This is a genomic window from Streptomyces bugieae (assembly GCF_036352915.1).
Taxonomy (GTDB): domain Bacteria; phylum Actinomycetota; class Actinomycetes; order Streptomycetales; family Streptomycetaceae; genus Streptomyces; species Streptomyces endophytica.
On record NZ_JAZBJP010000021.1, the window covers coordinates 118,746 to 143,209 of the forward strand.

Here is a 24,464-nt window from a genome sequence, read left to right on the forward strand (position 1 = left end):
CGAGCGCACCGGCCGTGCTCAGGGGCTGAAGTGGCCGAAGGCGCCCCGGTGGAACAGGAGGGGGCCGGCCTCGGCGGCCGCCGGGTCCGTGCCGAGGGCCTCGACGCGGCCGACGACGATGAGGTGGTCGCCTCCGGTGTGCACGGCCTGGATGGTGCAGTCGATCCAGGCCGGGACGTCGGCCAGCCGCGGTGAGCCGGTGGCCGGCGCCGGCCCGTAGGAGACGCCGGCGAACTTGTCGCCACCACTGACCGCGAATCCCCGGCACAACCCACCCTGTTCCGCCCCGAGGACGTTGACGCAGAACACCCCGGCACGGGCGATCCGCGGCCAGGTCGTCGACGTACGCGCCACCATGAACGTCACCAGCGGCGGGTCGAGGGAGAGGGATGCGAAGGACTGGCAGGCGAAGCCGGCCGGGCCCGGTTCGCCCGGTGCCGTGATGACGGTGACGCCGCTGGCGAAGTGCCCCAGGACGGAACGGAAGGCGGCGGGGGCGAGGGGGGCGCGCTCGCCCTCGCGTACGGCGCGCAGGGCGGGCCGCGGGAGCGGTGCGGCAGGAGTGGCGGGTGCGGCGGCCGTGGTCGGTGCGCCGACCGAGCGGAGGTACCGCACGGCCGTGGCCGCCATCCCCGCGTGCCCCATCATCGCTTCGGCCCCGTCGGTCCCATGGGCCCCGTCCGTCCCGTCATGGCGTCCGTCCTGTCCTGTCCTCTGTCCGGCCTGTCTTCTGTCCGGTTTTCCGCCCGGCCGGTTTCATTGAATCTGATGCCCCGTCAGATGTGAAGCCATGCGGGACGGCGGCCACCCGCACGTGTGGTTTGGCGGCGTACGCGACGATCTCCCTCGGATTGGGGGGAGATTGGCGGAGGGATTCCTGATTGTGTGCCGCCCGCGCGGGTAGCGTCCACGTCGGCCGCGTCCGTAGCCGAACACGGGGGAGAGTTCCGGTACATGGCCGAGGCAACACCGTCACCACCGTCACCACCGTCACCACCGTCATCGGCGTCGTCCGCCGCGTCGCCCACCTTCGACGAGGTCTTCTGCGGCCTGCTGCCCCGCCTCTACCGCAGGGCGGTGATGCTGGCCGGTTCGAGACAGTCCGCGGAGGATGTGGTGCACGAGGCGTACCTCAAGCTCGCCGCCCGTCCGCAGCGCTTCCTCGCCCACCCGGAGCCGTACGCCTACGCCTTCACCACCGTCCTCAACGTCGCACGTGACGCCTACCGCAAGGACCGCCGCCAGGTCCTGGTGGACGGCCTGGAGGGCGTCGAGGAGGCCGGTACGGGCGGCGGCGCGGGGGCGGGCCCCGGCGCCGGGCCGGGCGGCTGGGACGGCGGGGTGGAGCGGCGGCACGCCGAGATCGAAGCGGTGCGCCTGCTGGGGAGGTTGTCGCACCGGCAGGCCGGCATCGTCATCCTCGTGGACCTCGACGGCTACACCCTCGATCAGGCCGCCAGGATCATGAAGGTGCATCGCGGTACGGCCGCCCGCCATCGGGCCCGCGCGCTGGACAGGCTGCGCGCGTACCTCGTTGAATCGGAGCACGGGCAGGCCGGGAGGTGAGCGGCACGGTGGACGCGGGGCGACGCCACGACGGCGAGGTCGGCGGCGGCACCGGTGGTGCGGGCGGCGGCCGGCCGTTCGGCGGCGGGGGCCGGGGCGACGCCTCCGGCGACGACGTCGAGGCGCTGCTGCGCGCCCGGCTGCGGCTCGCGGACGAGCGGATCGAGACACCGCCCGGGCTGTGGGACCGGATCCGCCCGACGGGCAACGAGCAGGCACCCGAGGCGCGTTCACCACGCCGGTGGCCGTCCGCCGCCGTGCCGCCCCGGAGGCGGCCGTACGCGATCGCCTGCGCGGTGGCCGCGGCGGTGGCCGCCGTGGCGCTGGGGGTGTGGTGGCTGGTGCGGCCCGGGGCCGGCACGCCGCAGCCGGCCGGGCCACCGGTGACGGTGAAGATCACGGTCTACAACAGCGAGCGCGCCTGCCGTGCGGGCCGCTCCCTGGAGTGCGCGCTGCGGCTCGCCAAGGACCCCTACGCCGCGTACGCCGCGCGCGACAACTCCGCGGGCCGGGTCTGGCACGGCGACGAGCTGGCCGCGCGCTGCGTCGTCACCGACGGGCAGATGGTCCGCGACGAGGCGGGCATCACCTCCACCCGCTGGTACCTGGTGACGAACGGGCAGGGGGCGCGCGGATGGCTGCCCGGGGTGCGGACGCGCAACACCCATGAGGTGCCGGTGTGCCCGGAGGACGTGAAGTAGCGGACGGACGCAAGGGGTGGCGGGCCGGGCGGCGGAGCCTCGTCAGCGGCCCCGGTAGGTCGGGCTGCGGCGCTCCACGAAGGCGGCGACGCCTTCCTGGGCGTCGGCGGTCGACATGGTGATCTCCTGGGCGCTGGCCTCGGCGGCGAAGGCCGCGGCCCGGTCGGTCTCGAACGACGCGTTCACCAGCTGCTTGGTCAGCGCCAGCGCGCGGGTCGGGCCGGCGGCCAGCCGTTCCGCCCACTCCCGGGCGGTCTTCGCGAGTTCGCCGTCGGGGACGACCCGGTTGACCAGCCCGAGCCGCTCGGCCTCCGCGGCCGGGACCGCGTCGCCGAAGAACATCAGCTCCTTCGCCCGCTGTGGGCCGATCAGCCGGGGCAGGAGGTAGGCGCCGCCGCCGTCCGGTACGAGGCCGCGGCGGGCGAACACCTCGATGAAGCGGGCCGATTCGGCGGCCAGCACGAGATCGCAGGCGAACGCGAGATGGGCACCGAGCCCGGCCGCGGTGCCGTTGACCGCGGCGATCACCGGCTTCTCGCAGTCCAGCACCGCGGCGATGAACCGCTGGGCGCCGCGCCGGATCATCCGCGCCACGTCGCCACAAACCCGTTCGCCGCCGGTCCGTTCGCCGGAGCTCGGGCTGCCGCGCAGGTCGGCGCCGGCGCAGAAGGCCTTGCCGGTCGCGGTGATGACCACGGCCCGTACGTCGGGGTCGGCCGAGGCGTCCGCGAGCAGGCCGATGAGGCGTTCGCGCTGGTCCCAGGTGACGGCGTTCAGCGCGTCCGGGCGGTTGAGGGTGATCCACGAGACGCCGTTGTCAGTGGCGTGCAGTACCAATGAATCAAGCGCGTCGACGGGTTGTGCGGAGGCTGCGGAATCGGCGGTACCGGCGGAACGGCCGGGCGAGGACGGCGGGGAGAACGGGGAAGGCTCGGAGGTTGTCATGGGGGAACGGCTCCAGAGGGTGCGGTCGCGACTGCGGCAGCGGTTGCGGTTACGGCTGTGGGTCCGGCTGCGGAGGGGGCGGTCGGGGTCAGTGGCAGACGGCGAGCGCGTCGAGGGCCACCGCGCCCTGCCCGCGCTCCAGGACCACCAGCGGGTTGATGTCCAGCTCGGCGAGTGCGCCGTCCAGTTCCAGGGCCATCCGCTGGACCCGGAGGACGACCTCGACCAGCGCGTCGACGTCCGCGGGCGGCCCGCCGCGTACGCCCTCCAGGAGGGCGCGGCCGCGGAGTTCGGCGAGCATCGCGCGCGCCTGGTCCTCGCCGAAGGGCGGTACGCCCACCGCGACGTCCCGCAGGACCTCGACGAGCACCCCGCCCAGCCCCACGGTCACGGTCGGCCCGAAGAGGCGGTCGGGGGTGACCCCGACGACCATCTCGACGCCCCGCTCGATCATCTGGCAGACGAGCACGCCGTCCAGCGGGACGTCCTCGTAGCGGGCGATGTCGGTGAGCTCGCGGTAGGCGTCCCTGACCTGGCTGGCCGAGGTCAGCCCGACCTTGACCAGTCCGAGCTCGGTCTTGTGCGCCAGCTGGGCCCCGGACGCCTTCATGACCACGGGATAGCCGACCAGGCTCGCCGCCCGTACGGCCGCCGCCGCGCTGGTCACCAGCTGTTCGCGCGGTACCCGGATGCCGTAGGCGCGCAGCAGTTGCTTCGCCGCGTGCTCGCTGAGCTGCTGGCCCGGGCGCAGCAGCGCCTGCGCCTTGCGGACGGACGGGGACGGCACGCGGGGGGCGTCGTCGAAGGGCGAGCGGTAGCCGGCCGTGAAGCGGTGGTGGTCGAGATAGGCGCGTACGGCCGTGATGCAGTTGCCGAAGGTGCGGAAGGTCGCCACGCGCGAGGAGCCGAGCAGCGTGCTGCGGTAGGCGTCCTCGGTACCGACCGGCGAGCCCCACACCACGCACACCAGCTTGTCGGTCTGCTCCGCCGCGTCCACCAGGTCCTGGGCGAGCTTGTCGCTCATCGGCGGGAAGGGGCCGGTGATCGGGCAGATCAGCACGCCGACGGCGGGGTCGGCGAGGATCGCGTCGATGATCTTGCGGCCGCGCCAGTCGCCGACCGGGTGCCCGCCGTTGTCGATCGGGTTGGCGACGGAGAGGTAGTCCGGTATCCACTGGTGCAGTTCGGCCTGCTTGGTGGTGTCCAGGGTGGGCAGCCGCAGCCCGGCCGCGGTCGCCAGATCGGCGAAGTGGGCGCCGGTGCCACCGGAGATCGAATAGACCGCGACGCCCTCGGCGGTGGGCTTCCTGGCGCGGGCCAGCAGCGCCGCGGTGTCCTGCAGCTCGTCGAGCCCGTCCACCCGGATCACCCCGAACTGGCGCATCGCGGCGTCCACGACCTCGTCCGCGCCGGTGAGCTTGCCGGTGTGCGAGGCGGCCGTCCGGGCGCCGGTCTCGGTGCGGCCCACCTTGACGGCGACGACGGGGACCTGGTGGCGGGCCGCGCGGTCGGCCGCGAGCAGAAAGCTGCGGCCGTCCTTGAGCCCTTCCACATACGCCGCGACGGCCCCGACCTCGGGGCGGGTGGCGAAGTAGGAGAGGAAGTCGGCGGTCTCCAGGTCGGCCTCGTTGCCGGTGGGGGCCCAGTGGGAAAGGCGGATGCCCAGTTCCTGGAGGGTGAAGACGGGCCGGCCCTGGTGGCCTGACTGGGTGATCAGGGCGATGGCCGGGCCGTCGAGGTCGTCACGGAACTTCTCGAAGGCGTTGAGGTTGGTGTTGGGGCCGAGCAGCCGCAGCCCGGAGCGCGCCACGGCCTCGGCCAGCCGGGCCTGGGCGGCCGCGCCCTCCTCCCCGGTCTCGGCGAAGCCGGAGGCGAACGCCACCGCGAACTTGACCTTTGCCGCGGCCAGTTGCTCGATGACCGGAAGGGGGTCGCTGACGAGCAGTACGGCGAGGTCGACGGTCTCGGGGAGGTCGGCGACGGTGGCGTGGCAGGGCAGCTCGAAGACCCGGGTGCGTCCGGGGTTCACGGGGTGCAGCCGGGCGCCGACGCGCTCGGCCCAGGCGATCAGCTGGCGGGTGATGCCGGTGTTGGGACGGCCCTCGCTGTCCGAGGCGCCGATCACGGCCACCGACTCCGGTCGGAAGAACCGGTCGAGGTCGGGCACCGGGGCGTACAGCGGGCGGCCGCTGACGTCCCGCTCGACCGCCTCGTCGGCGCCCCGGCCGTCGTGGCTGCCCTGGCCGTTCGGTCCGTCGCCGCCGCGGTGCGGTGCGGTTGTGCCGTGGACGGTGTGTGGTGGTTGCTCCCCGCAGGCCACGACGCGGGCCGGCCGGGAGTGCGTGGTGAGGGTGCCGTGAGTCGATCCAAGCATCGCAGTCGCCCGCTCCTGTGTGACGGCTCTCATTGGCTGCGTTAGCTGACGCACAGTCAGATTACTGAACTGACGCCATGTCAGGAATGGGGCGGGCGTGAGAAGTGGGTGAGGGGTGTTCCGTCCGGGGTGCGGCGGGGCGGGGGCCCTGGAGTGGAGTCGTGCCCTCTTGCGCCGGTCGCCGCGCTGAGTTGAACTGACATACCGTCAGAAGCGGACGGGGTGATGCGGCGGGTCGGGCGAAGGCCCGCCGGGTGGAGCTGATGGAGCCGGTGGAGCTGGTGGGGGTGGTCCGGTGACCGACGGAAGAGTGGCGGGGCAAGAGGCGGTAGGTGCGGGCAGGGGGACGGCAGGAGGAGGGAAGGGGGCGGTGCGGGGTGCCGCAAGGAGCACGGCGCGCTCGGACGTGCCGGAGGTGGATGCCTTCACCCGGCCGTACTGGGAGGCGGCGGCCGAGGGGCGGTTGCTGCTGCGCCGTTGCCGGGCCGAGGGGTGCGGGCGGGCGCACCACTACCCGCGCGAGTTCTGCCCGTACTGCTGGAGCGAGGACGTCGACTGGGAGCCGGCCGCCGGCCGCGGCACGCTCTACACCTGGTCCGTCGTGCACCGCAACGACCTCCCGCCGTTCGGGGACCGGGTCCCGTACGTCGCGGCGGTGGTCGCTCTCGCCGAGGGGCCCCGGATGATGACCGAGATCGTCGGCTGCCCGGAGGCGGACCTGCGGATCGGCATGCCGCTGGTCGTCGACTTCCGCCGGGACGGCGATGCCGGGCCGGGCGGTGTGGGGTCGGGGGGTGCCGGAGCGGGCGGTGCGGGGTCGGGGGATGCCGGACCGGAGGATGCCGGACCGGGCGGTCCGAGGTTGAGGAATACCGGGCCAGGTGATGCCGGGCCGGGTCGGGCCGGATGCGTCGTTCCCGTGTTTCGGCCCGCCGGGAATTCGGTGGCGGGGTGAGACGGCCGGTTGCCATGCTGGCGCGATGCTGATCCGTGAGGCGACCGCGGCCGACTGGCCCGCCATCTGGCCGTTCTTCCACACCATCGTCGCCGCCGGCGAGACGTACACCTACCCGCGCGACCTCGACGAGGAGACCGGGCGCGAGATGTGGCTGCTGGCGCCACCCGGCCGTACGGTCGTCGCCGTGGATGACGCCGGGACGGTGCTCGGCACCGCGAAGATGAACCCCAACCACATGGGCGCGGCCTCGCACATCGCCAGTGCCAGCTTCATGGTCGACCCGCAGTGCGCCGGCCGCGGCGTCGGGCGGGCCCTGGGCGAACACGTCCTGGCCTGGGCCCGTGCCGAGGGCTACCGCGCCATGCAGTTCAACGCCGTGGTGGAGACCAACACCCGTGCCGTCGCCCTCTGGCAGTCCCTGGGCTTCACGATCATGACGACGCTGCCGGAGGGCTTCCACCACCCCACCAAGGGGTACGTGGGGCTGCACATCATGTACCAGCAGTTCTAGCCGGCCGACGCCCCGCCACACCACGGCACGTCACGTCCCGCGACGCCAGGTCGTAGCCGTCGCCACGGCACGGCTACGGCCAGAGCAGCTCCCGCTCCCACCCGCCGTTGCCGCTTCCTTTGTTTCCCCCGCTTCCCCCGAGGCCCCCGAGTTCCCTGCGGCGCCGGTAGGTGAGGCGCACGTGGCGGCGTCGCGCGTCTCCCTGGAAGAACTCGACCTCGTCGGGCTCCAGGACGTACAGCGTCCAGCTGGGCACCGGAGCCTCCGGTTCGCGCCGGGCGCGCTCCCACGCGGCCTCGGAGGCGCGTGCCAGTTCCTCGACCGACCCCAGTACCTCGCTCTGCCGGCCGACCAGCGCCGCGGCCAGCGCCCCCGTCGAACGGCGGTGCAGATCGGCCGCGCTCTCCTCCGGCCCGGCCTCGGTCACCGCCCCGCCGACCCGTACCTGACGACCCACCGCCGGCCAGTAGAAATCGAGGGCCGCCCGCGGCCGCGCGGCCAGTTCGCGGCCCTTCCGGCTGCCGCGGTGCGAGCCGAAGTGCCAGCCCCGCTCGTCGGCGTCGTGCAGCATCACGGTCCGTACGGAGGGATTGCCGGCCGCGTCCGCCGTGGCCAGCGCCATGGTGTGCGGCTCCGGCTGGCCGGCCTCGGCGGCCTCCCGCAGCCACTGCCGGAACAGCGGCAGCGGTTCGGCCGGCGCCGCCTCCGGATCGAACGTCGGCAGTTCGACGTCCCAGACCCGCAGTCCGCGCAGCAGCTGCCGGAACGCGTGGGCCGCGGCGTCCGCGGTGCCGGCGGCGTCCGCCGTGCCGGCGGCGTGCACACGCCCGTCGGCGCCGGAGGTGGCGTTGTCCTGCTGCGGGGAACCGGCCGGTTGATCGCTCATGTCGGGCAGCGTACTCAGGCGGCGTGCGGGGTCCGCACTGCCGTTGCCGCCACCGGACGGCCGTAGTCCTTGAGCGTGATCGCCCGGGCGCCCCGCTGGACGTCCTCCGCGATCTTCTTCGCGACGGCGTTCTTCCAGGGCATGTGCGGCAGCATCCGCAGCATCAGGTGCCGGAGCCGGATCCCCCACCGGCTGTCCACGGTCATCTCCCGCGCGAACTTCCGCGCGAACTCGTGGTTGACCGCGACATAGCCGCGCATCTCCTCCTCGTACCGGGCGAACGCCGCCTCCGGCGCGCCGCCCGCCGCCGCGAGCTCGCCGGCCAGGACGTACGCGCCGACCAGCGCCATCCCCGTGCCCTGCCCCGACGCCGGTGAGGCGCAGTGTGCGGCGTCACCGAGGAGCACCACCCGTCCGCGGGACCAGCGGTCCATCTCGACCAGGTGCAGCCCGTCGAAGTAGAGGTCCGGTGCCGAGCGGGCCGCTTCCAGCATCCGCGCGGTCCGCCAGCCGGCTCCGTCGAAGGCGGTTTCCAGCAGGGCCAGTTGCTGTGCCCGGTCCCGGTGGTCGTAGCTCAGCCGGGGCGAGCGGAAGGCGAGCAGGCCCTTGGCCGCCGGGTCTCCGGCCGAGCTGTACGCGCAGACCAGCCGGCCCGGCTCCGCGTAGTACAACTCCTCGCGGTCCAGGCCGAGTTCGTTCGGCATCGAGAACGCCGAGAGATACGTGCCGAGGTGCCGCAGGAACTGCTCCTCCGGACCGAAGACCAGCCGCCGGACGGTCGAGTGCAGCCCGTCGGCGCCGACGACGAGGTCGAAGCGGCGGGGCGCGCCCCGCTCGAAGGTCACCTCGACCCCGCTGCCGTCGGCGGTCGGGGTGAGCGAGGCGATCGAGTCGCCGAAGACGTACTCGACGTCCGCGCGGGTGCGTTCGTACAGGATGCGGGCCAGGTCACCGCGCATGATCTCGTCGTCCCGGCCGGTCCGGGCGCCGAAGATCGCGGCGGGCAGGGTGGCGACGCGGGTGCCGTCGTCCTTCACGTAGGCGCCGTTCCGCATGTCCGTACTGGCCCGCTGGATGTCCTCCAGGATCCCCATCCGGTCGGCGACCTCGACCGCCGCGCCGCGGATGTCGACCTTGTAGCCGCCGGTCCGCAGCGCGGGCGCGCGCTCGACGACGGTCACGGAGAAGCCGTAGCGGTGCAGCCAGTGGGCGAGCGCCGGACCGGCGACGCTCGCGCCGGAGATCAGGACGGTTCCGGGCATGACGGGATTCCCTTCAGGGGCGGTGCGTTGGTGGGTGGACGGGTGGGTCGGTGACGACCCGATGCCTCGACTATACGAGCGTCTTAAACGCTTGTCTATGACGGATGTATAGATGCCCGTGTGCAGATGCGGATGCAGGTGATGTGGAGGTGTCGATGCGGAGGTGGCGAAGCGAGGTGTCGATGCGCCGGCGGTCCGGAAAATGCTTCGACCGGCGCGGCAGGGGGCCGTTACGCTCCTCGCATGCACTTCCACCAGATCTACGGCTGACGCGACGTCGGACGGTCTCCCCGTCCCACGGCTTCTCCCTGCCCTCTTACGGCCCTGCTGCCGTAGCTCTGTGAAGAAGGAAGTCCGGTATGTCGCGCACTGCCCATATCGCCATGGTCGGCACGCCCATGGTCAGTCATGTCCTGCCCAGCCTGGAGATCATCCGTGAGCTGGTGTCCCGCGGTCATCGCGTCACGTACGCCAACACCGACCACGCCGCCGAGCTGATCGCCCCCACGGGCGCCACGCTCGTCCGCTACACCTCCGTCCTGCCGGTCGCCGACAACGCCTGGCCCGAGGATCCGGTCGCCGCGGCCTCGCTCTTCCTCGACGACGCGATCGCGGTGCTGCCGCAGCTGCGCGCCGTCTACGACGACGATCCCGCCGACCTCTACCTCTACGACGTCGGGGCGTATGCCGCGCGTGCGCTGGCCGAGGCCCAGGGGCGTGACGTCGTCCAGCTGTCACCGACGTACGTGGGCTGGGAGGGTGCCCAGGAGGAGATCGGGGCGGCGTTCATGGGTCTGCCGGGGGCCGGGGCGTACCAGGACCGGTTCGCCGCCTGGCTGGCGCGGTGCGGGGCGGTCACCACGGACGTGGCGGAGTTCTCCGGCCGGCCGCGCCGGGCGCTGGCGACGATCCCGCGGGCGATGCAGCCGCATGCGGACCGGGTGGACGACGCCGCGGTGACCTTCGTCGGGCCGTGCCTCGGCTCCCGCGCCGAGCAGGGCGGCTGGGTCCGGCCGGCCGGCGCGGAGAAGGTGCTGCTGGTGTCGCTGGGCTCGGCGTTCACCCGGCAGCCGGAGTTCTACCGGCGCTGCGTGGCGGCCTTCGGGGATCTGCCCGGCTGGCACGTGGTGCTGCAGATCGGCAAGTACGTCGATCCGGCGGAGCTGGGCCCGGACGTGCCGGGGAACATCGAAGTGCGGTCCTGGGTACCGCAGTTGGCGATCCTGGAGCAGGCGGACGCGTTCGTCACGCATGCCGGGATGGGCGGCAGCGGCGAGGGGCTTTACACCGGTGTGCCGATGATCGCGGTGCCGCAGGGCGCCGAGCAGTTCGGCAACGCCGACCGGCTGGTCGAGCTGGGCGTGGCCCGCCGGATCGACACCGCGGACGCCACCCCGGAGGCGCTGCGTACGGCCCTGCTGGCCCTGACCACCGATCCGCGGGTGGCGGCCCGCTCGGCCGCGCTGCGGGCGGAGTCCCGTGCGGAGGGCGGCGCCCGCCGGGCCGCCGACCTGATCGAGGAGCGGCTGGCGCTCTGACGAGGCGGGGCGGGGGAGGCCCTGGCGGCCGCCCCCGCCCCGGCACCACCGTCCTGGCGCCACCGCCCCGGCACCCCCCCCCCCCACCCCCGCTACTCCCGCCCCAGCACCACCGTCCCCGACGAGCAGAACCAGCCGCCGGTGCCGGAGGCGACCGCGAGGTGCGGGAGGGTGCCGTCGGGGCGGTGGACCTGGCGGTTTGGGCCGGCCTCGCCGCGGAGCTGGCGCACCGCCTCGACCAGCAGGAACAGCCCGCGCATCCCGGGGTGGCAGGCGGCCAGGCCACCGCCGTCGGTGTTCACCGGCAGCGCGCCGTCCCGCAGCAGCCGCCCCTTCTCGACGAACGCGCCGCCCTCCCCCTTGGCGCAGAAGCCCAGGTCCTCCAGCGTCACCAGGGTCATGTACGTGAAGGCGTCGTAGATCTGCGCGAGGTCGATCTCGGACGGCCGCACGCCCGCCCGCTCGAAGGCCAGCCGCCCCGAGACCGCCGCCGGCGAGACCGTGAAGTCGTCCCATTCGGACATGGTGGTGTGCGAGACCGCGGTGCCGGAACCGAGCACCCACACCGGCGGTTTGGCCAGGTCGGGGACGTGGTCCTCGGCGACCAGCAGGACCGCGCAGCCGCCGTCGGAGCGGATGCAGCAGTGCAGTTTGGTGAACGGGTCGGCGATCATCGGGCCGGCCAGCACGTCGTCGACGGTGATCGGGTCGCGGTACAGCGCGTCGGGGTTGGCCGCCGCGTTGGCCCGCGCCTGCACGGCTATCTGGGCCAGCTGTTCCGGCGTCGTGCCGTACTGGTGCATGTGGCGGCGGGCGGCCATGGCGTACTTGGCGATCAGGGTGTGCCCGTAGGGGACCTCGAACTGCAGCGGGCCCCGGGCGCCGAACGAGAGGTTGGCGGTGCGGCGCCGGGCCTTGATGTCGGCGCGGGCGGTGGAGCCGTAGACGAGGAGGACGGCGTCGGCGTGGCCCGCGGCGATCGCGTCGGCGGCGTGCGCGGCCATCACCTCCCAGGTGGCGCCGCCCACCGAGGTCGAGTCCACCCAGGTGGGGCGCAGTCCCAGGTACTCGGCGACCTCGACGGGCGCGAGGGTGCCGAGGCCGGCCGAGGCGAAGCCGTCGATCACCGACCGGTCCAGGCCGCTGTCGGCGAGCGCCCGGCGGGCGGCCTGGGCGTGCAGCGCGTACGGGGTGGCCTCGTCCACCCGGCCGCAGTCGGACAGGGCGACCCCGGCGACGGCCACCTTGCGGTTCCCGGAGCGGGGGCCGGAAGCTGGTGAAGGCATGAATCTGACGGTACATCAGATTCGGGGGGTGGGGCAGGGGGCGTCCCACCAGGCTTCCGGCAGGTCGGGATGGACCCGTCCGCCTCCGGGGATCGCGCCGCCCGCCCCGGGAATCGCGCCGCCCGACTCTGGGAAACTGCGTCGCCGCTCCCTACTATGACGGGCCGTCAGATCGCGTTGGCGCACGCCTGCCGGACCCGGCGGGCGTGGTCGCACGGCCGGGAGGAGCCCGCCGATGGATGCCGCGTTCACCGAGGAGCAGCACGCAATCCGCCGCACGCTGCGCGCACTGCTGGACAAACGCTGCGGCCCGGACGAGGTCGAGGCGGCGGTGCGTACCCCGACCGGCTACGACGAGGAGCTGTGGGGGGAGCTCGCCGGCCGGCTCCAACTGCCCGGTCTGGCGCTGCCCACCGCGTACGGCGGGGCCGGGTGCGGGCCCACCGAACTCGCCCTGGCCTGCGCGGAGACCGGCCGCGGCGTCCTGCCCTCGCCGCTGATCGCGACCGCCGCGCTGGCCGCTCCGTTGATCCTCGCGCTGGGCAGCGAGCGGCAGCGCGCCGGACTGCTGCCGGCCCTCGCCTCCGGCGAGCTGACCGGCACGCTGGCCGTACCGGGCGGCCGGCTCCCCATCGCGCTGGCCCTGACCGGACCGAACGACGGCGACTGGGCGGGCGGCGGCCGGGCCGGCGGGATCCAGGCGCACGAGGAGGAGGGCGGCGCGGGCTGGCGGCTGTACGGGGAGGCCGGCCAGGTGCTGCACGGGCACACCGCCGAGGTGCTGGTGGTGGCCGCGCACACCGGCGGGTTCGCGCGCAGCGGCACCCGGCTCTTCCTGGTCCGGGCGGCCGGTGCGGCCGGGCTGCGGCGGACCCGGCAGGCCGTGGTGGACGAGACCCGGCCGCAGGCCCGGCTCGAACTGCGGGACGTACCGGCCGAGTTGCTGGGCGAGGACGGCGGGCAGGCGGAGTCCGAGGTCGGCGCGGCGCTGGCCGCGACCGGTGCGGCGGCGGCCGCGGTGCTGGCCGCCGAGGCGGTCGGGGCGGCCGATGCGGCGCTGACCCGCACCCTCGCGTACGTCAGGGAGCGCGAGCGGTTCGGCCGGCCCCTCGGGTCCTTCCGGGCGGTGCGGCACCGGCTCGCCGACCTCTACGTGATGCTGCAGGCGGCCCGCTCGGCGGCGTACTGCGCGGCCTGGACGGCGGGTCGCGGACACCCCGGGCCGGACGGGTCCTCCGTTGCGCACGGCGGTGAGCCCGGAGTCACCGGCGGGGCCGGTGAGCCCGGGGTGGCGGCGCTGGCGCTCGCGCAGGCGCTGGAGGCGCTGCGCGCGGTGGCGGCCGAGGCGGTCCAGCTGCACGGCGGAATCGGCGTCACCTGGGAGCGCGCGGCGCATCTGTACCTCGAGCGCGCGGCCGGCGACGAACTGCTGCTGGGCCCGGCGCACCGGTTGCGGGCCCGGGCGGCCGAGGAGGCGGGGCTGTTCGCGGCGGGGCCCGGTGCGGGCCGTGCGGCGGGCCTGCTGACGGCGGTCGACGCCTGATGCCGGGGAGCGGCGCCGCACCCTCGCCGGCGGGGGACGGGCGGCCGATGCGACGGCTGGTGCAGAGGGTCTCCGCGACCCGGACGTTCGCCCGGGTCGCCCCGCACGTCGTCCCGGCCCTGGACCGTGCGGTGCACCGGCTGACCGGGGGAAAGGTGCTGCTCAGCACCCGGATGCTGCCCGGGCTGGTCCTGACGGCGACCGGCGCCCGGAGCGGGCGGCCGCGGCAGACACCGCTGGCCTGCCTGCCGGAGGAGGACGGCGGCTGGCTGCTGATCGGCAGCAACTTCGGACGTCCGGGCCACCCGGCCTGGACCGGAAACCTCCTCAAGTGCCCGGAGGCAACGGTCAGTTGGCGCGGTGAGGAGATCGCCGTACGGGCCCGGCTGCTGAGCGGTGCGGAGCGGGCGCGGGCGTGGCGGGCGGCGCTGGCCTTCTGGCCGCCGTACGCCGCCTATCAGGCGCGGGTGGAGCGGGAGATCCGGCTGTTCCGGCTGGAGCGGCGCTGACCGATGCGGGGGCGTGCGTCCGGCCGGAGGGTGTGCGTTCCGCGTCCACATGCACACAGCGGGTGCTTCGGCGCCCCTGGGAGGAGGCGGCCGGCACCCGCTGTGTGTGCGGTACAGCTATGGCAGGACGGATAAAGGACCGACGGCGGAACGGGCCCGGATGCAACGGGGCTTGGAGGCGCGGCGCTTCTCGGGCCGCTTCCTCACGGGGCTGCCGATTGCCGGGTTCCCGGTCTTCCGGCTCAGTGGCCTACTCGTGCGGCTTACCGGCCGGGCTTACTGGTTCGAATGGCGTGCGTGGCTCACCTGGTCGGCTTCTTGCCGGTGATGCCGAAGTGCACCAGCAGCGCCAAATTGGGCTTGAGCTCGGCCTGCTTCACGCCCCAGCTCTGGAAGCCCTTCTGGTGACTGGCGACCGCCGCGAGCATCGCGACGATCGAACCGGCCATGGCTGCCGGGCTGACGTCCTTGTCGACCTTGTTCTTGCTCTGGAGCTCCTGGATGGAGTCGGTGAGCGAGTTGGTGACGGCGTTGAGGATCTTCATGCGGATCTTGTAGAACCGCTTGTCGCCCTCGGCGGCACCCAGGTCGACGACGCGCAGAATCGCATCGTTCTTGCGCCAGAAGGAGAGGAAGCCGTCGACCAGCTCCTCCGCCGCCTGCCAGCCGGACTTGCCCACCCAGGAGCGTTCGGCGACAAGATCGGTCAGAGTGGCGCCTTCTTTGGCCATCTCCTCGGCGATTTCAAGGACGGCACCTTCGACGTCCGGGAAGTACTGATAGAACGTAGCGGGCGAAGTCCCCGCTTTTCGGGCCACATCGATGACCTTGACGTCCCGGTAGGGGGACGAACTGAGCATTTCACTGAGGCAGTCGAGAAGCTTTTGCCGCGTCGCCTGTCCGCGGCGGCCGGCCACTCTGCCGTCGACGGTTCGTACTTGTCCTGTCATGCCGTCAGCTTACCGAGGGGTGATCGGAGCGCGATTTGGCTGCCTGCAAATGGGGATGCGGGAGTTCGGCCTCCGCGGCCCCGGTTACCGCGCCGGTGGCGAACCCGCTCGTGGTCCAGGCGCACGGAGCGCGGCTTGGTCCGAACCGGTGAATGCTCTTATCAACAGCCTGTGGACAACTTTGGTGGATAAGCGGTCACGCTCCGTGCAGAAAATGCCGGGTACCGACCGGAATTTTGAATTCCCTTCGCTTGGCACGCACGAACCGGTACTAGCGTGGACATATAGCTGCTGCGGTGGCCCGCAACGACGGCACTGGGGGAAAGCCGTGCGAACAATGGACGGACGCTTTGCTTCCGGACCGCCGGTCGAAGGGGAGAAGAGGCGTGGCTCCGAAGTGGCCCGCGCCGGCGCAGAATTGGCCGGCCGTCCCGACTGCGGCGAACCGGGCCGCCAACCCATCGGTAACCAGCGGGCCCGTCGTTCGCCCGGGAACCAATCGGCGCACGTCAGGCCGGGTGGGGTGACACCGGGTAACGGTCCCGGGGTGGGAGGCGGGGGGTGTGCCGGGACACGACGGACGGGCCCCGGGTTCGCAACCATCGGCGCGGCCAGGAAGAATCAGCTCGCGTACGGCCGTTTCGATAGTCCTCGCCGCAGGCGGGGAGACGCTGCACGGGGCAGTGGCTCTCGACGGCTCGTGGCTTTTGAGAGTCTCTTTTTTACGCCCCACGGGGAGGTGGCAGACAAGTGGTGGAGCAGCTGAAGCAGCTGACGCAGCACGATCCCCGGCGGATCGGGCCGTTCGAGGTGCTCGGCCGACTCGGGGCCGGCGGCATGGGACTGGTCTATCTGGCCCGTTCGGCGTCCGGCCGGCGCGTGGCGATCAAGACGGTGCGTACCGAGCTCGCCGAGGACCAGCTGTTCCGGGTCCGCTTCACACGCGAGGTCGAGGCGGCCCGCGCGGTCAGCGGCTTCTACACCGCGGCGGTGGTGGACGCCGATCCGCGCGCGGCGGTGCCGTGGCTGGCGACGGCCTACGTCCCCGCGCCCTCCCTGGAGGAAATAGTCAATGAGTGCGGACCGCTGCCGGCCCAGGCGGTGCGCTGGCTGGCGGCCGGGATCGCCGAGGCGCTGCAGTCCATCCACGGCGCCGGCCTGGTCCACCGCGACCTGAAGCCGTCCAATGTGCTGGTCGTCGAGGACGGCCCCCGGGTGATCGACTTCGGCATCGCCTCCGGGGTGTCCAACACCCGGCTGACGATGACCAACGTGGCCGTGGGCACCCCCGCCTACATGTCGCCCGAGCAGGCCCGGGACTCGCGCAGCGTCACGGGTGCCAGCGACGTCTTCTCCCTCGGCTCGACACTGGTCTTCGCCGCCACCGGGCACGCCCCCTTCCACGGCGCCAACCCCGTGGAGACGGTCTTCATGCTGCTGCGCGAGGGCCCCGATCTGACCGGGCTGCCGGACGAACTGCGTCCGCTCATGGAGTCCTGCATGCAGATGGAGGCGGCCCACCGGCCGTCCCCCGCCGACCTGCAGTCCCAGCTCGCCCCGCACCTCTTCGGTTCCGGCAGCGACGACAGCGGCACCGCGTCGGCCTGGCTGCCGCCCGGCGCGGTGGGGCTCATCGAGAGCCGCCGCGGCGGCCGCTCCGCCGTACCGCAGGAGAGCCGGCAGGCGGCCTCCGGGCGGGGCACCGGCCGTCCCGCGCCCGCCGCCCCGCCGGTCCCGCCGTCCCCGCCCCAGGCGCCCGCGCAGGCCCCCGTAGCGGCCCTGCCGCAGCCCGCCCAGGCCCCGCCGCGGCCGGAGAACGCGCCCGCGGACGCCTGGCCCGGCCGGATCGGTGCCGGCCCCGGCGCCCACCGCGGTGGTGATCCGCGCGGTGCCCACCCCGGCCCGATGCCGCAGCCGGCCGCGCTCGGCCCGGACGTCTCCACCGCCCGGGTCACCCCGGTCTCCGCGGCACCGCCCGCCGCGCCGTCCCCGGCCGGCGCGCTCTCCGCGGCGCCCGCGGAGGGCGCCGCCGGTCCCGTCCACCTCGGCGGCTCGGCCGCCCCGATAGGACCGGGGCCGCGCGCCGACGCCCGGGAGCCGCAGCCCCGCGGCCAGGCCGGTGCCGCGACGAACTGGGTCCGGCCGCCCGGCGGCGGGCCGGTCACCGGAGTGCCCCCGCAGGGCGCGCCCGGCGGTGCGCCGTCGTCCGAGGGTGCCGCGGCGCCGGCCGAGGCGCCGCCCGCCGACGCGGGCCGCTGGCGCCCCTGGCGGTTCCGGATGTCCAACGACGTCTGGGGCACCCCCGCCGTGGACGGCGAGCTGCTCTACGTCACGTCCTTCGAGGTGCACGCGCTCGACGTGGCCAGCGGGCGGCGCCGGTTCAAGACCCGCGACGTCGCCTGGGCGATGGCGGTCGCGGACGGCCGGATCCACGCGTCGGACGGCCCGAGCCTGTACGCGCTGGACGCCACCGACGGCACCGACCGCTGGCGGCTGAACACCGACGGCTGGGTCTACGCCCTCAAGGTCGACCGCGGGACCGTCGTCACCAGCACCCGCGGCGGCGGCGTCCAGGCGTGGGAGGCCGCCACCGGCGAACTGCTGTGGGAGACCACCGGCGTCCAGACCGACTTCGAGACCGCCGAGGCCGGACCGGTGATCCACGACGGCACGGTGTTCGTCTGGGCCGACGCCCGGCTGAAGGCGCTGGAGGCGCGTACCGGCGCGGAGCGCTGGTCGTACCCGGTCGGGGACGCGGCGGCCTGCGGCGGGGTGCCGATGCGGCTGCTGCCGGCGCCGGACGGGGCGGTCTACGTCGTGGCCGGCACCCGGGTGCTGGCGCTCGACATCGCCCGCGGCGACGTCCGCTGGCACTTCGAGGCGCCCGCGGTGTTCCTCAGCCCGCCCGCCTTCGCACCCGGACCGGCGGTCACCGGCGGCGGGGTCTATCTGGCGGACTACCTCGGCACGGTCTACGCGCTGGACCCGGCGGACGGCCGCGACCGCTGGCGGATCGCCACCGAGGCCCGGCAGTCCACCGAACCGGTGCTGGTCGCGCACGGCGCGGTCCACCTGGGCAGCGGCAAGGCGCTCTACACCCTGGACGCGGTGACCGGCACCCCGCGCTGGCGGTTCCAGGCGGGCGCGGAGGTCGTCGGCTCCCCGGTCGTCGCGGAGGGCCGGGTGCACTTCGGGTCGGCCGACCACTGCCTGTACACGCTCGACGCGATGGGCGGCCAGCTGCGCTGGAAGCTGGCGACCGGCGGGGAGATCACCGGCTCGCCGGTGGCGGTGGGCGGCGTGGTCTACGCCTGCAGCAAGGACCGCTGCGTGTACGCGCTGGACGCCGCGAAGGGGACGGGACAGGCCCGGCGGTCCTGAGCCCCCGGGCTGCGGTCCTGAGCCCCCGGGCTCCGGCCGCTCCTGTCCGCACTCCCCGCCTACTCCTCGTCCTCCGGAGGGCGGGGCTGCCGCTGCTCCCTGCCCCACTCCACGGGAGGGGTGGGCGGCGGCCGGCGGGCCGGCATGGTCGGCGGCGGCTCGTGTCCGTACGGCTCCGGCTGCCCTGCCCGGGGCTGCTGGGGTGCCGGTGGCTGCTGTTGGGCCGGTGGCGGGGGGACCGGCGGCAGCGGCGTGGTGGGGGTGTCGTCCTCGGCGCGGGGCGGACCGCCGGAGCGGCCCGGCGGGGGCGGCGGCGCCCCGGTGCCGGCCGGTCCACTGGCGTACGGCTCGGGGTCCCACTCCTCGGCGCCGGGGCGGCCCGCGTCCCACGGCTCGGGCGGGCCGGGCGGATAGGCCGCGGGCGGGTAGGCGGCCGGCGGACGGGCGCCCGGGGGGTAGCCGGCGGGCGCGTCGTAGCGGTCGTCGGGCGGGTAGGGGCCGTACCCGTCGTCGTAACGGCGGTCGTCGTAGCCGCGGTCGTCGTAACGCCGGTCGTCGTAACGCCGGTCGTAACCGCGGTCGTAGACCCGCCGGTCGCGGCCGCGCATGACGAGCGCGCCGAGCAGCAGCAGGGCGCCGCCGCCGAGCGCGTTGGCCACGCCCACGCCCAGCCCGCGGGCGCCGGCGGTGAGTTCGCTCGCGGCCTGGCCCTGGCGGACCATCCACAGGATCGTGAAGCCGAGCACCACCACGCCGGCGACCGCGACCAACGCCCGGGAACGCAGCGCGACGCCGATCAGCGCCAGCAGCGCCGCGAAGGCCATGGGCAGCACGACGGACCCGAACATCGCGGCGCTGTTGCGGGTGATGCCGTTGAAGAGGTCCTCGATCCGGATGTCGCTTCCGTGACGGCCGTCGTACCAGGGACGGAAGGGGCTCCATACGGCGGCCGTCGCTCCGATGAGGGCGATCAGTGACCCGAGAACGTTGCGCACCACGGGCGTCGCCTCGCTTCGGGTCGTTCGGTCATCCTCCGCGACCGACGCTACGCCTGCCCCTCGGCACCCGCGAGACAGGTTGGGCCGGACGCGCGGCCGGGGCCCGTACGGGGCGTCCCGGGCTCTTGCTAGGGTGCCGTGCACGCGTCAACCCGCAGTCCGGCGGGCTCGGAAGTTTCCACGGGGGATGGGCGATCATGAAGCAGCGCATACGCACGGGCACGTCCGGCGACGGTGCCCGCAGGGCGACGAGGGTGGCGGTGGCCGGCGCGCTGGCACTGGCCACGGTCGCCACGGTCGGGGGGTGTGCCTTCAGCCGCCCGCGGGTGGCGATGCCGACCGCCCTCGCGAGCCCCAGCGCCACCGGGTACGACTCGACCCCTACGGGCTACCCGACGGACAGCTACTCGCCGTCGTACTCGCCCTCGCCGACCGAGGAGACCTACGACCCGGACGGGCGCGCGGACGCCACCGGCAGCAACTGCGACTTCTCCAACTCGCTGCGCCAGTTCACCTACACGGTGTCCATCACCAACCCGTCGACGACCTCCTCGTACTCCTACGACATGGCCGTGAACTGGATGAAGGCCAAGCCGGCCGACGGCAAGGCGTACGGGCTGCACGAGCGGTCCATCGTCGTGGGCCCCGGCGCCACCGAGACCTACACCGCCAAGTACACGGTCAACCAGTCCTCCATCGGGCAGTTCTGGTTCACCTGCCAGATCACCCGGGCGCACAAGACCAAGATGTAGCCGGTGCCCCGGAGGCGGTCCCGGACGCAAGGGGTCATCTGACGAGCGGGTAGGGGTCCGCCCCTGCGGGCCCGCTGCCCGCTCCGCCCCGAGGCGTCCGCTCCTTCCGGGCGGCGAACAGCTCCGCCTGGCGGTCCGGCGGCAGACTGCCCAGCGCGATCAGTGCCGGGGCATGCGCCCACGCCTGCGCCCGGCCCGCCTCGTGGGCCGCCCACAGGGCCCGTACGGTGCCCTGGACCGCCTCGGTCGGCTGGGCGGCCAGGGTGGCGGCGCGGCGCAGCGCGACCTCGGCCGCCGCGCCGGGCGCGGTCAGCTCGGAGATCAGGCCGATCGCGTACGCGCGCGGGGCGCCCAGTCGCTCGGCGGTGCCCATCAGGGCCAGCCGCGCGGCCTCCCCGTAGGGCATCCGCTGCGCCATGGTGAGCGACTCGTAGGCGCTGACCATCCCGTAGGTGGTGTGCGGGTCGAAGAAGGTGGAGTTCTCGGAGGCGACGACGAACTCGGCCTCGCCCAGGAGGTAGAAGGCGCCGCCGCAGGCCATGCCGTCGACCGCGGCGATCACCGGTTTCCACAGGTCGTTGGCCTTCGGGCCGATGGTGAGCAGCGGATCGTCGAGGGAGAAGGGCGAGGACGGCTGGGGGACGTCGGCGGAGCGGTCGATGCCGGTGCAGAAGGCGCGGCCGCCGGCGCCGGTGACGACCGCGGCCCGTACGGTGTCGTCGCGTCGGAACTCCCGCCACAGCGCGGCGAGTTCGCGGGCGGTGGCCAGGTCGATCGCGTTGTGCCGCTCCGGCCGGTCGAGGGTGACCAGCGCGACGCCGTCCTTGATCTCGGTGCGCACGGTCATGGCCGCTCCAGGACCCAGCGCGGCACGGTCATGCCGCCGGGCGGGGTGTGGAAGACGGCCTTCACGGGGGCGCCGATCCGCAGCCGCTCCGGGTCGACGGAATTGAGCGGGGCGTCCGCGGCGGTGACGAGATTGCCGACCAGGCGGATGCGGGGGGCGTCGGCCAGTTCCACGACGATCGCGTTGTAGCCGGGCAGGTCCGCGTACGCGGGCAGCAGCGGCGGGTGCGGGACGACGTAGGACCAGATGCGGCCGCGGCCGCTCATCTTCCGCCAGTGGGCGGCGAAGGACTGGCAGTGCGGGCAGCACGGCCGGGGCGGGAAGCGGAGTTCGTCGCAGTCGGCACAGCACTGGACGCGGAGTTCGCCCCGCGCGGCGTACTCCCAGAAGGGTGCGCCGTCGTCGTCGACGACCGGTGTCAGCAGCATCTCAACTCCTCAGCAGAAGGGCGGAGGTGGGCACGCCCTCGCCCGCGGTGACCAGGCAGGTCGCGGCGTCCGGCACCTGCGCGGTGCTGGTGCCGCGCAGCTGTTTGACGCCCTCGGTGATCAGGTTGAAGCCGTGCACGTACGCCTCGGAGAGGCCGCCGCCGCCGGTGTTGAGCGGCAGCCGGCCGCCGATCTCCAGGGCGCCCCCCTCGGTGAAGGCCGCGCCCTCGCCGCGCCCGCAGAAGCCGTAGCCCTCCAGGGAGAGCGGGATGAGCGGGGTGAAGGCGTCGTAGATCTGCGCGACGTGCACGTCCTGCGGCCCGAAGTCGGCCTGCTTCCACAGCTGCCGGGCGGCGGTCCAGGCCGGGCCGGTCAGTGGGTCGTCGTTCCAGTAGTTGACCATCCCGTGGTGCTGGGCGGGCAGGCCCTGGGCGGCGGAGTGGACGTACACGGGCCGGTGGCGACAGTCGCGGGCCCGCTCGGCGGAGACCAGGACGCACGCCAACGCGCCGTCCGTCTCCAGGCAGTTGTCGAAGAGGCAGAGCGGCTCGCTGATCCAGCGCGAGGTCATGTACATCTCGCGGGTCAGCGGCCGCTCGTACATCATCGCGGCCGGGTTCTGGTTGGCCCGGTTGCGGCAGGCGAGCGCGACGTTGAAGAGGTGGTCGCGGGTAGCGCCGTATTCGTGCAGATAGCGGCGGGCCAGCAGGCCGATCTCGTCGGCCGGGCGCAGCAGCCCGAACGGCCGGGTCCACTGCCCGGGGGTCGGCAGCTGCACCTGGGTGTTCTTCCAGGGCCGCGGCCCCGAGCCGCGCTTGCGGGAGCGCCAGGCGACGCCGACGTGCGCCTGGCCGGTGGCGATGGCGGCGGCCAGATGGGCCACCGTCGCGCAGGAACCGCCGCCGCCGTAGCCGACCTTGGAGAAGAAGGTGACGTCCCCGGCGCCGATCGCCTTGGCTATCTCGACCTCGTCGGTCTCCTCCATGGTGTACGAGGCGAAGGCGTCCACCTCCGAGGGGGCGATCCCGGCGTCGTCGAGCGCGGCGACGATCGCCCGGCAGGCCAGCGTCTTCTCGGGATCCGGGAGTCGTTTGGCGAACGGGGTCTGTCCGATGCCGGCTATCGCCGTCGCGTCCTTGAGGGTCGCGCCCATCGCCACCTCCGGGGTCCGTCGTCCGTACTGACAGCCGAGGAGGCTACCGCTAATCTGACGGGTAGTCAGCTACTGGGATGCCACCGGTCCGCACTCGGCGGCCGGAACTTCTTCCGCGGGAGGCAGTGCGATGGGCGACGACGCGGCGGTGCGGGCGGACCTGGAGCACGGCACCATCCCCCGCCTGGTGCGCGCCGCCGCCCGGCGGTACGGCCCCCGGGAGGCGGTGGTCGAGGGCCGCACCCGGGTCAGCTACGCGGAACTCGGCGAACGGGTCGAGCGGGCGGCCGCCGCCTGCATCGCCTCCGGCGTCACCCCCGGCGACCGGGTCGCCGTCTGGGCGCCCAACACCCTCGACTGGATCGTCTCGGCCCTCGGCGCGGTCACCGCCGGCGCGGTCCTCGTCCCCGTCAACACCCGCTTCAAGGGCACCGAGGCCGCCCACCTCCTGCACCGCACCCGCGCCCGGCTGCTCTTCGTCACCGGCACCTTCCTCGGCACCTCCTACGTGGCCGCCCTGCGCCGCGCGACCGCGGAGACCGCGGGCGGACTCCCGCACCTGGAACAGGTGGTGGTGCTCTCGGACAGCGCGCCCGAGGGCTACCGGACCTGGAAGGAATTCCTCGCCGCCGGCGACCGGATCACGACCGGGGAAGTCCGGCGCCGCGCCGACGCGGTGCGGCCCGGCACCCCCTCCGACATCATCTTCACCTCGGGCACCACCGGCAGCCCCAAAGGTGCCGTCATCACCCACGAGCAGACCCTGCGCTGCTACGGCGTCTGGAGCGAACTGGCCGGCCTGCGCGCGGGCGACCGCTACCTGATCGTCAACCCGTTCTTCCACACCTTCGGCTACAAGGCGGGCATCATCGCCTGCCTGCTCCGGGGCGCGGTGATGGTGCCGCAGCCGGTGTCCAGCGTGGACACCACGCTGGCCAACCTCGCCGCCGAACGGATCTCGGTCCTGCCCGGCCCGCCCACCCTGCACCAGTCCCTCCTCGACCACCCGGCCCGCGGCGCCCACGACCTGAGCGCGCTGCGCCTGGTGGTGACCGGCGCGGCCGTGGTGCCGCTCCAGCTCGTCGAGCGGCTGCGCGGCGAGCTGGGCGTCCGCACGGTCCTGACGGCGTACGGACTCTCCGAGGCGAGCGGCCTGGTCACGATGTGCCGGCGCGGCGACGACCCGGGGGTCATCGCCGCGACCTCGGGCCGCGCGATCCCCGACACGGAGGTACGGGTCCTCGCCGGGCCGGGGGAGCCCGGCGAGGTGCTGGTGCGCGGCCACCACGTCATGCGCGGCTACTTCGAGGACCCGGAGGAGACCGCGAAGGCCGTGGACGCCGACGGCTGGCTGCACACCGGCGACGTCGGCGTCCTCGACCCGGCCGGCAACCTCCGGATCACCGACCGCATCAAGGACATGTTCATCGTCGGCGGCTTCAACGCCTATCCCGCCGAAATAGAGCAACTCCTCGGCCGCCACCCGGACATCGCCGACGTCGCCGTCATCGGAATCCCCGACCCACGCCTCGGCGAGGTCGGCAAGGCCTACGCGGTCCGCCGCCCCGGCGCGGCCCTCACCGCGGACGACCTGATCGCCTGGTCCCGCCGCGAGATGGCCAACTACAAGGTCCCGCGGGAGGTCGCCTTCGTGACGGAGCTGCCGCGGAATGCGGGTGGGAAGGTCTTGAAGGGCCGTTTGCGGCGGGGGTGACTTCCCACGTTTTTGGCTGCGGCGCCGCGGTGGTTTCTCGCCGTTGCGCCTGCGGCGGGCTGGGTGGTTTGTGGGTGCGGTGACGGGCCTCCGGGGCCGGTTGTGTGGACTGCTGACGCTTTACGTCCACACAACCGGCCCCTCCGGCCCGTCCCCTCCCGT

General features: G+C 73.8%; 21 protein-coding genes. 10 read left to right on the forward strand and 11 right to left on the reverse strand.

The features are described from left to right. Positions 1-18: 18 nt before the first annotated feature. Positions 19-630: a flavin reductase family protein gene (locus V2J85_RS26890; protein WP_330823001.1), complete on the reverse strand. Its 612-nt coding sequence runs from the start codon at positions 628-630 to the stop codon at positions 19-21. A gap of 324 nt (positions 631-954) precedes the next feature. Here V2J85_RS26890 and V2J85_RS26895 point away from each other — a divergent pair, with 324 nt between their 5' ends. Together V2J85_RS26895 and V2J85_RS26900 are read left to right on the forward strand one after the other, a co-directional pair. Beyond that, positions 955-1,566, forward strand: coding sequence for an RNA polymerase sigma factor (locus tag V2J85_RS26895; RefSeq protein ID WP_330823002.1), 612 nt, complete (start codon positions 955-957; stop codon positions 1,564-1,566). A gap of 8 nt (positions 1,567-1,574) precedes the next feature. Then, positions 1,575-2,267 carry a hypothetical protein gene (locus V2J85_RS26900; RefSeq protein WP_261950840.1) on the forward strand — a complete coding sequence of 231 codons (693 nt, stop codon included), beginning with the start codon at positions 1,575-1,577 and terminating at the stop codon, positions 2,265-2,267. Between the two features lie 42 nt (positions 2,268-2,309). On the opposite strand, the gene V2J85_RS26905 is transcribed toward V2J85_RS26900, so the two are convergent. Together V2J85_RS26905 and V2J85_RS26910 are read right to left on the reverse strand one after the other, a co-directional pair. Beyond that, complete coding sequence (locus tag V2J85_RS26905) at positions 2,310-3,212, reverse strand: enoyl-CoA hydratase/isomerase family protein (RefSeq protein WP_330823003.1); 903 nt, start codon at positions 3,210-3,212, stop codon at positions 2,310-2,312. Positions 3,213-3,300: 88 nt separating this feature from the next. Further along, the gene (locus V2J85_RS26910) at positions 3,301-5,586 is read right to left on the reverse strand and encodes an acetate--CoA ligase family protein (RefSeq protein ID WP_330823004.1); all 2,286 of its coding nucleotides are present in this window, start codon (positions 5,584-5,586) and stop codon (positions 3,301-3,303) included. Positions 5,587-5,956: 370 nt separating this feature from the next. Here V2J85_RS26910 and V2J85_RS26915 point away from each other — a divergent pair, with 370 nt between their 5' ends. Together V2J85_RS26915 and V2J85_RS26920 are read left to right on the forward strand one after the other, a co-directional pair. Continuing rightward, positions 5,957-6,541 carry a Zn-ribbon domain-containing OB-fold protein gene (locus V2J85_RS26915; RefSeq protein ID WP_330823005.1) on the forward strand — a complete coding sequence of 195 codons (585 nt, stop codon included), beginning with the start codon at positions 5,957-5,959 and terminating at the stop codon, positions 6,539-6,541. A gap of 25 nt (positions 6,542-6,566) precedes the next feature. After that, positions 6,567-7,055: a GNAT family N-acetyltransferase gene (locus V2J85_RS26920; RefSeq protein WP_261950844.1), complete on the forward strand. Its 489-nt coding sequence runs from the start codon at positions 6,567-6,569 to the stop codon at positions 7,053-7,055. A 73-nt stretch (positions 7,056-7,128) separates the two neighbouring features. Here V2J85_RS26920 and V2J85_RS26925 read toward each other — a convergent pair whose 3' ends face one another. After that, the gene (locus V2J85_RS26925) at positions 7,129-7,941 is read right to left on the reverse strand and encodes a pyridoxine/pyridoxamine 5'-phosphate oxidase (protein ID WP_330823006.1); all 813 of its coding nucleotides are present in this window, start codon (positions 7,939-7,941) and stop codon (positions 7,129-7,131) included. 14 nt (positions 7,942-7,955) lie between these two features. After that, positions 7,956-9,203 (reverse strand): FAD-dependent monooxygenase, encoded by a 1,248-nt coding sequence (locus V2J85_RS26930; protein WP_330823007.1) that lies wholly within the window; start codon positions 9,201-9,203, stop codon positions 7,956-7,958. Between the two features lie 359 nt (positions 9,204-9,562). Between V2J85_RS26930 and V2J85_RS26935 the strand changes: the two genes are divergently transcribed. After that, a complete protein-coding gene (locus tag V2J85_RS26935; RefSeq protein WP_261950847.1) occupies positions 9,563-10,741 on the forward strand; it encodes a macrolide family glycosyltransferase in 1,179 nt (392 codons plus the stop codon). A gap of 92 nt (positions 10,742-10,833) precedes the next feature. Here the strand turns inward: V2J85_RS26935 and V2J85_RS26940 are convergent, their stop codons facing one another. Continuing rightward, positions 10,834-12,027: a thiolase C-terminal domain-containing protein gene (locus V2J85_RS26940; protein ID WP_330823008.1), complete on the reverse strand. Its 1,194-nt coding sequence runs from the start codon at positions 12,025-12,027 to the stop codon at positions 10,834-10,836. 235 nt (positions 12,028-12,262) lie between these two features. Here V2J85_RS26940 and V2J85_RS26945 point away from each other — a divergent pair, with 235 nt between their 5' ends. Then, positions 12,263-13,570, forward strand: a complete 1,308-nt coding sequence (locus tag V2J85_RS26945; protein ID WP_330823009.1) for an acyl-CoA dehydrogenase family protein — start codon at positions 12,263-12,265, stop codon at positions 13,568-13,570. Between the two features lie 47 nt (positions 13,571-13,617). After that, a complete protein-coding gene (locus V2J85_RS26950; RefSeq protein ID WP_261950850.1) occupies positions 13,618-14,079 on the forward strand; it encodes a nitroreductase family deazaflavin-dependent oxidoreductase in 462 nt (153 codons plus the stop codon). A 302-nt stretch (positions 14,080-14,381) separates the two neighbouring features. Here V2J85_RS26950 and V2J85_RS26955 read toward each other — a convergent pair whose 3' ends face one another. Next, complete coding sequence (locus tag V2J85_RS26955; RefSeq protein ID WP_030813152.1) at positions 14,382-15,029, reverse strand: TetR family transcriptional regulator; 648 nt, start codon at positions 15,027-15,029, stop codon at positions 14,382-14,384. Positions 15,030-15,779: 750 nt separating this feature from the next. On the opposite strand from V2J85_RS26955, the gene afsK reads away from it, so the two are divergent. Beyond that, on the forward strand, positions 15,780-18,410 hold the full coding sequence (gene afsK, locus V2J85_RS26960; protein ID WP_330823010.1) for a protein serine/threonine kinase AfsK: 2,631 nt from the start codon (positions 15,780-15,782) through the stop codon (positions 18,408-18,410). A gap of 59 nt (positions 18,411-18,469) precedes the next feature. Here the strand turns inward: afsK and V2J85_RS41425 are convergent, their stop codons facing one another. Then, entirely contained in the window at positions 18,470-19,408 is a 939-nt protein-coding gene (locus V2J85_RS41425) for a hypothetical protein (RefSeq protein WP_419836840.1), read from the reverse strand. 197 nt (positions 19,409-19,605) lie between these two features. Between V2J85_RS41425 and V2J85_RS26970 the strand changes: the two genes are divergently transcribed. Further along, positions 19,606-20,160 carry a hypothetical protein gene (locus V2J85_RS26970; RefSeq protein ID WP_261950852.1) on the forward strand — a complete coding sequence of 185 codons (555 nt, stop codon included), beginning with the start codon at positions 19,606-19,608 and terminating at the stop codon, positions 20,158-20,160. 34 nt (positions 20,161-20,194) lie between these two features. Here the strand turns inward: V2J85_RS26970 and V2J85_RS26975 are convergent, their stop codons facing one another. From V2J85_RS26975 to V2J85_RS26985, 3 genes are read right to left on the reverse strand one after another with little or no spacing between them, the layout of a single operon-like run. After that, entirely contained in the window at positions 20,195-21,007 is an 813-nt protein-coding gene (locus tag V2J85_RS26975; protein WP_330823011.1) for an enoyl-CoA hydratase/isomerase family protein, read from the reverse strand. Beyond that, positions 21,004-21,435 (reverse strand): Zn-ribbon domain-containing OB-fold protein, encoded by a 432-nt coding sequence (locus V2J85_RS26980; protein WP_330823012.1) that lies wholly within the window; start codon positions 21,433-21,435, stop codon positions 21,004-21,006. The genes V2J85_RS26975 and V2J85_RS26980 overlap by 4 nt, the downstream gene beginning before the upstream one ends. Position 21,436: 1 nt before the next feature. Next, a complete protein-coding gene (locus V2J85_RS26985; RefSeq protein WP_330823013.1) occupies positions 21,437-22,588 on the reverse strand; it encodes a lipid-transfer protein in 1,152 nt (383 codons plus the stop codon). Positions 22,589-22,718: 130 nt separating this feature from the next. Between V2J85_RS26985 and V2J85_RS26990 the strand changes: the two genes are divergently transcribed. Continuing rightward, entirely contained in the window at positions 22,719-24,302 is a 1,584-nt protein-coding gene (locus tag V2J85_RS26990; RefSeq protein ID WP_330823014.1) for a FadD3 family acyl-CoA ligase, read from the forward strand. The last annotated feature ends 162 nt before the right edge of the window (positions 24,303-24,464 follow it).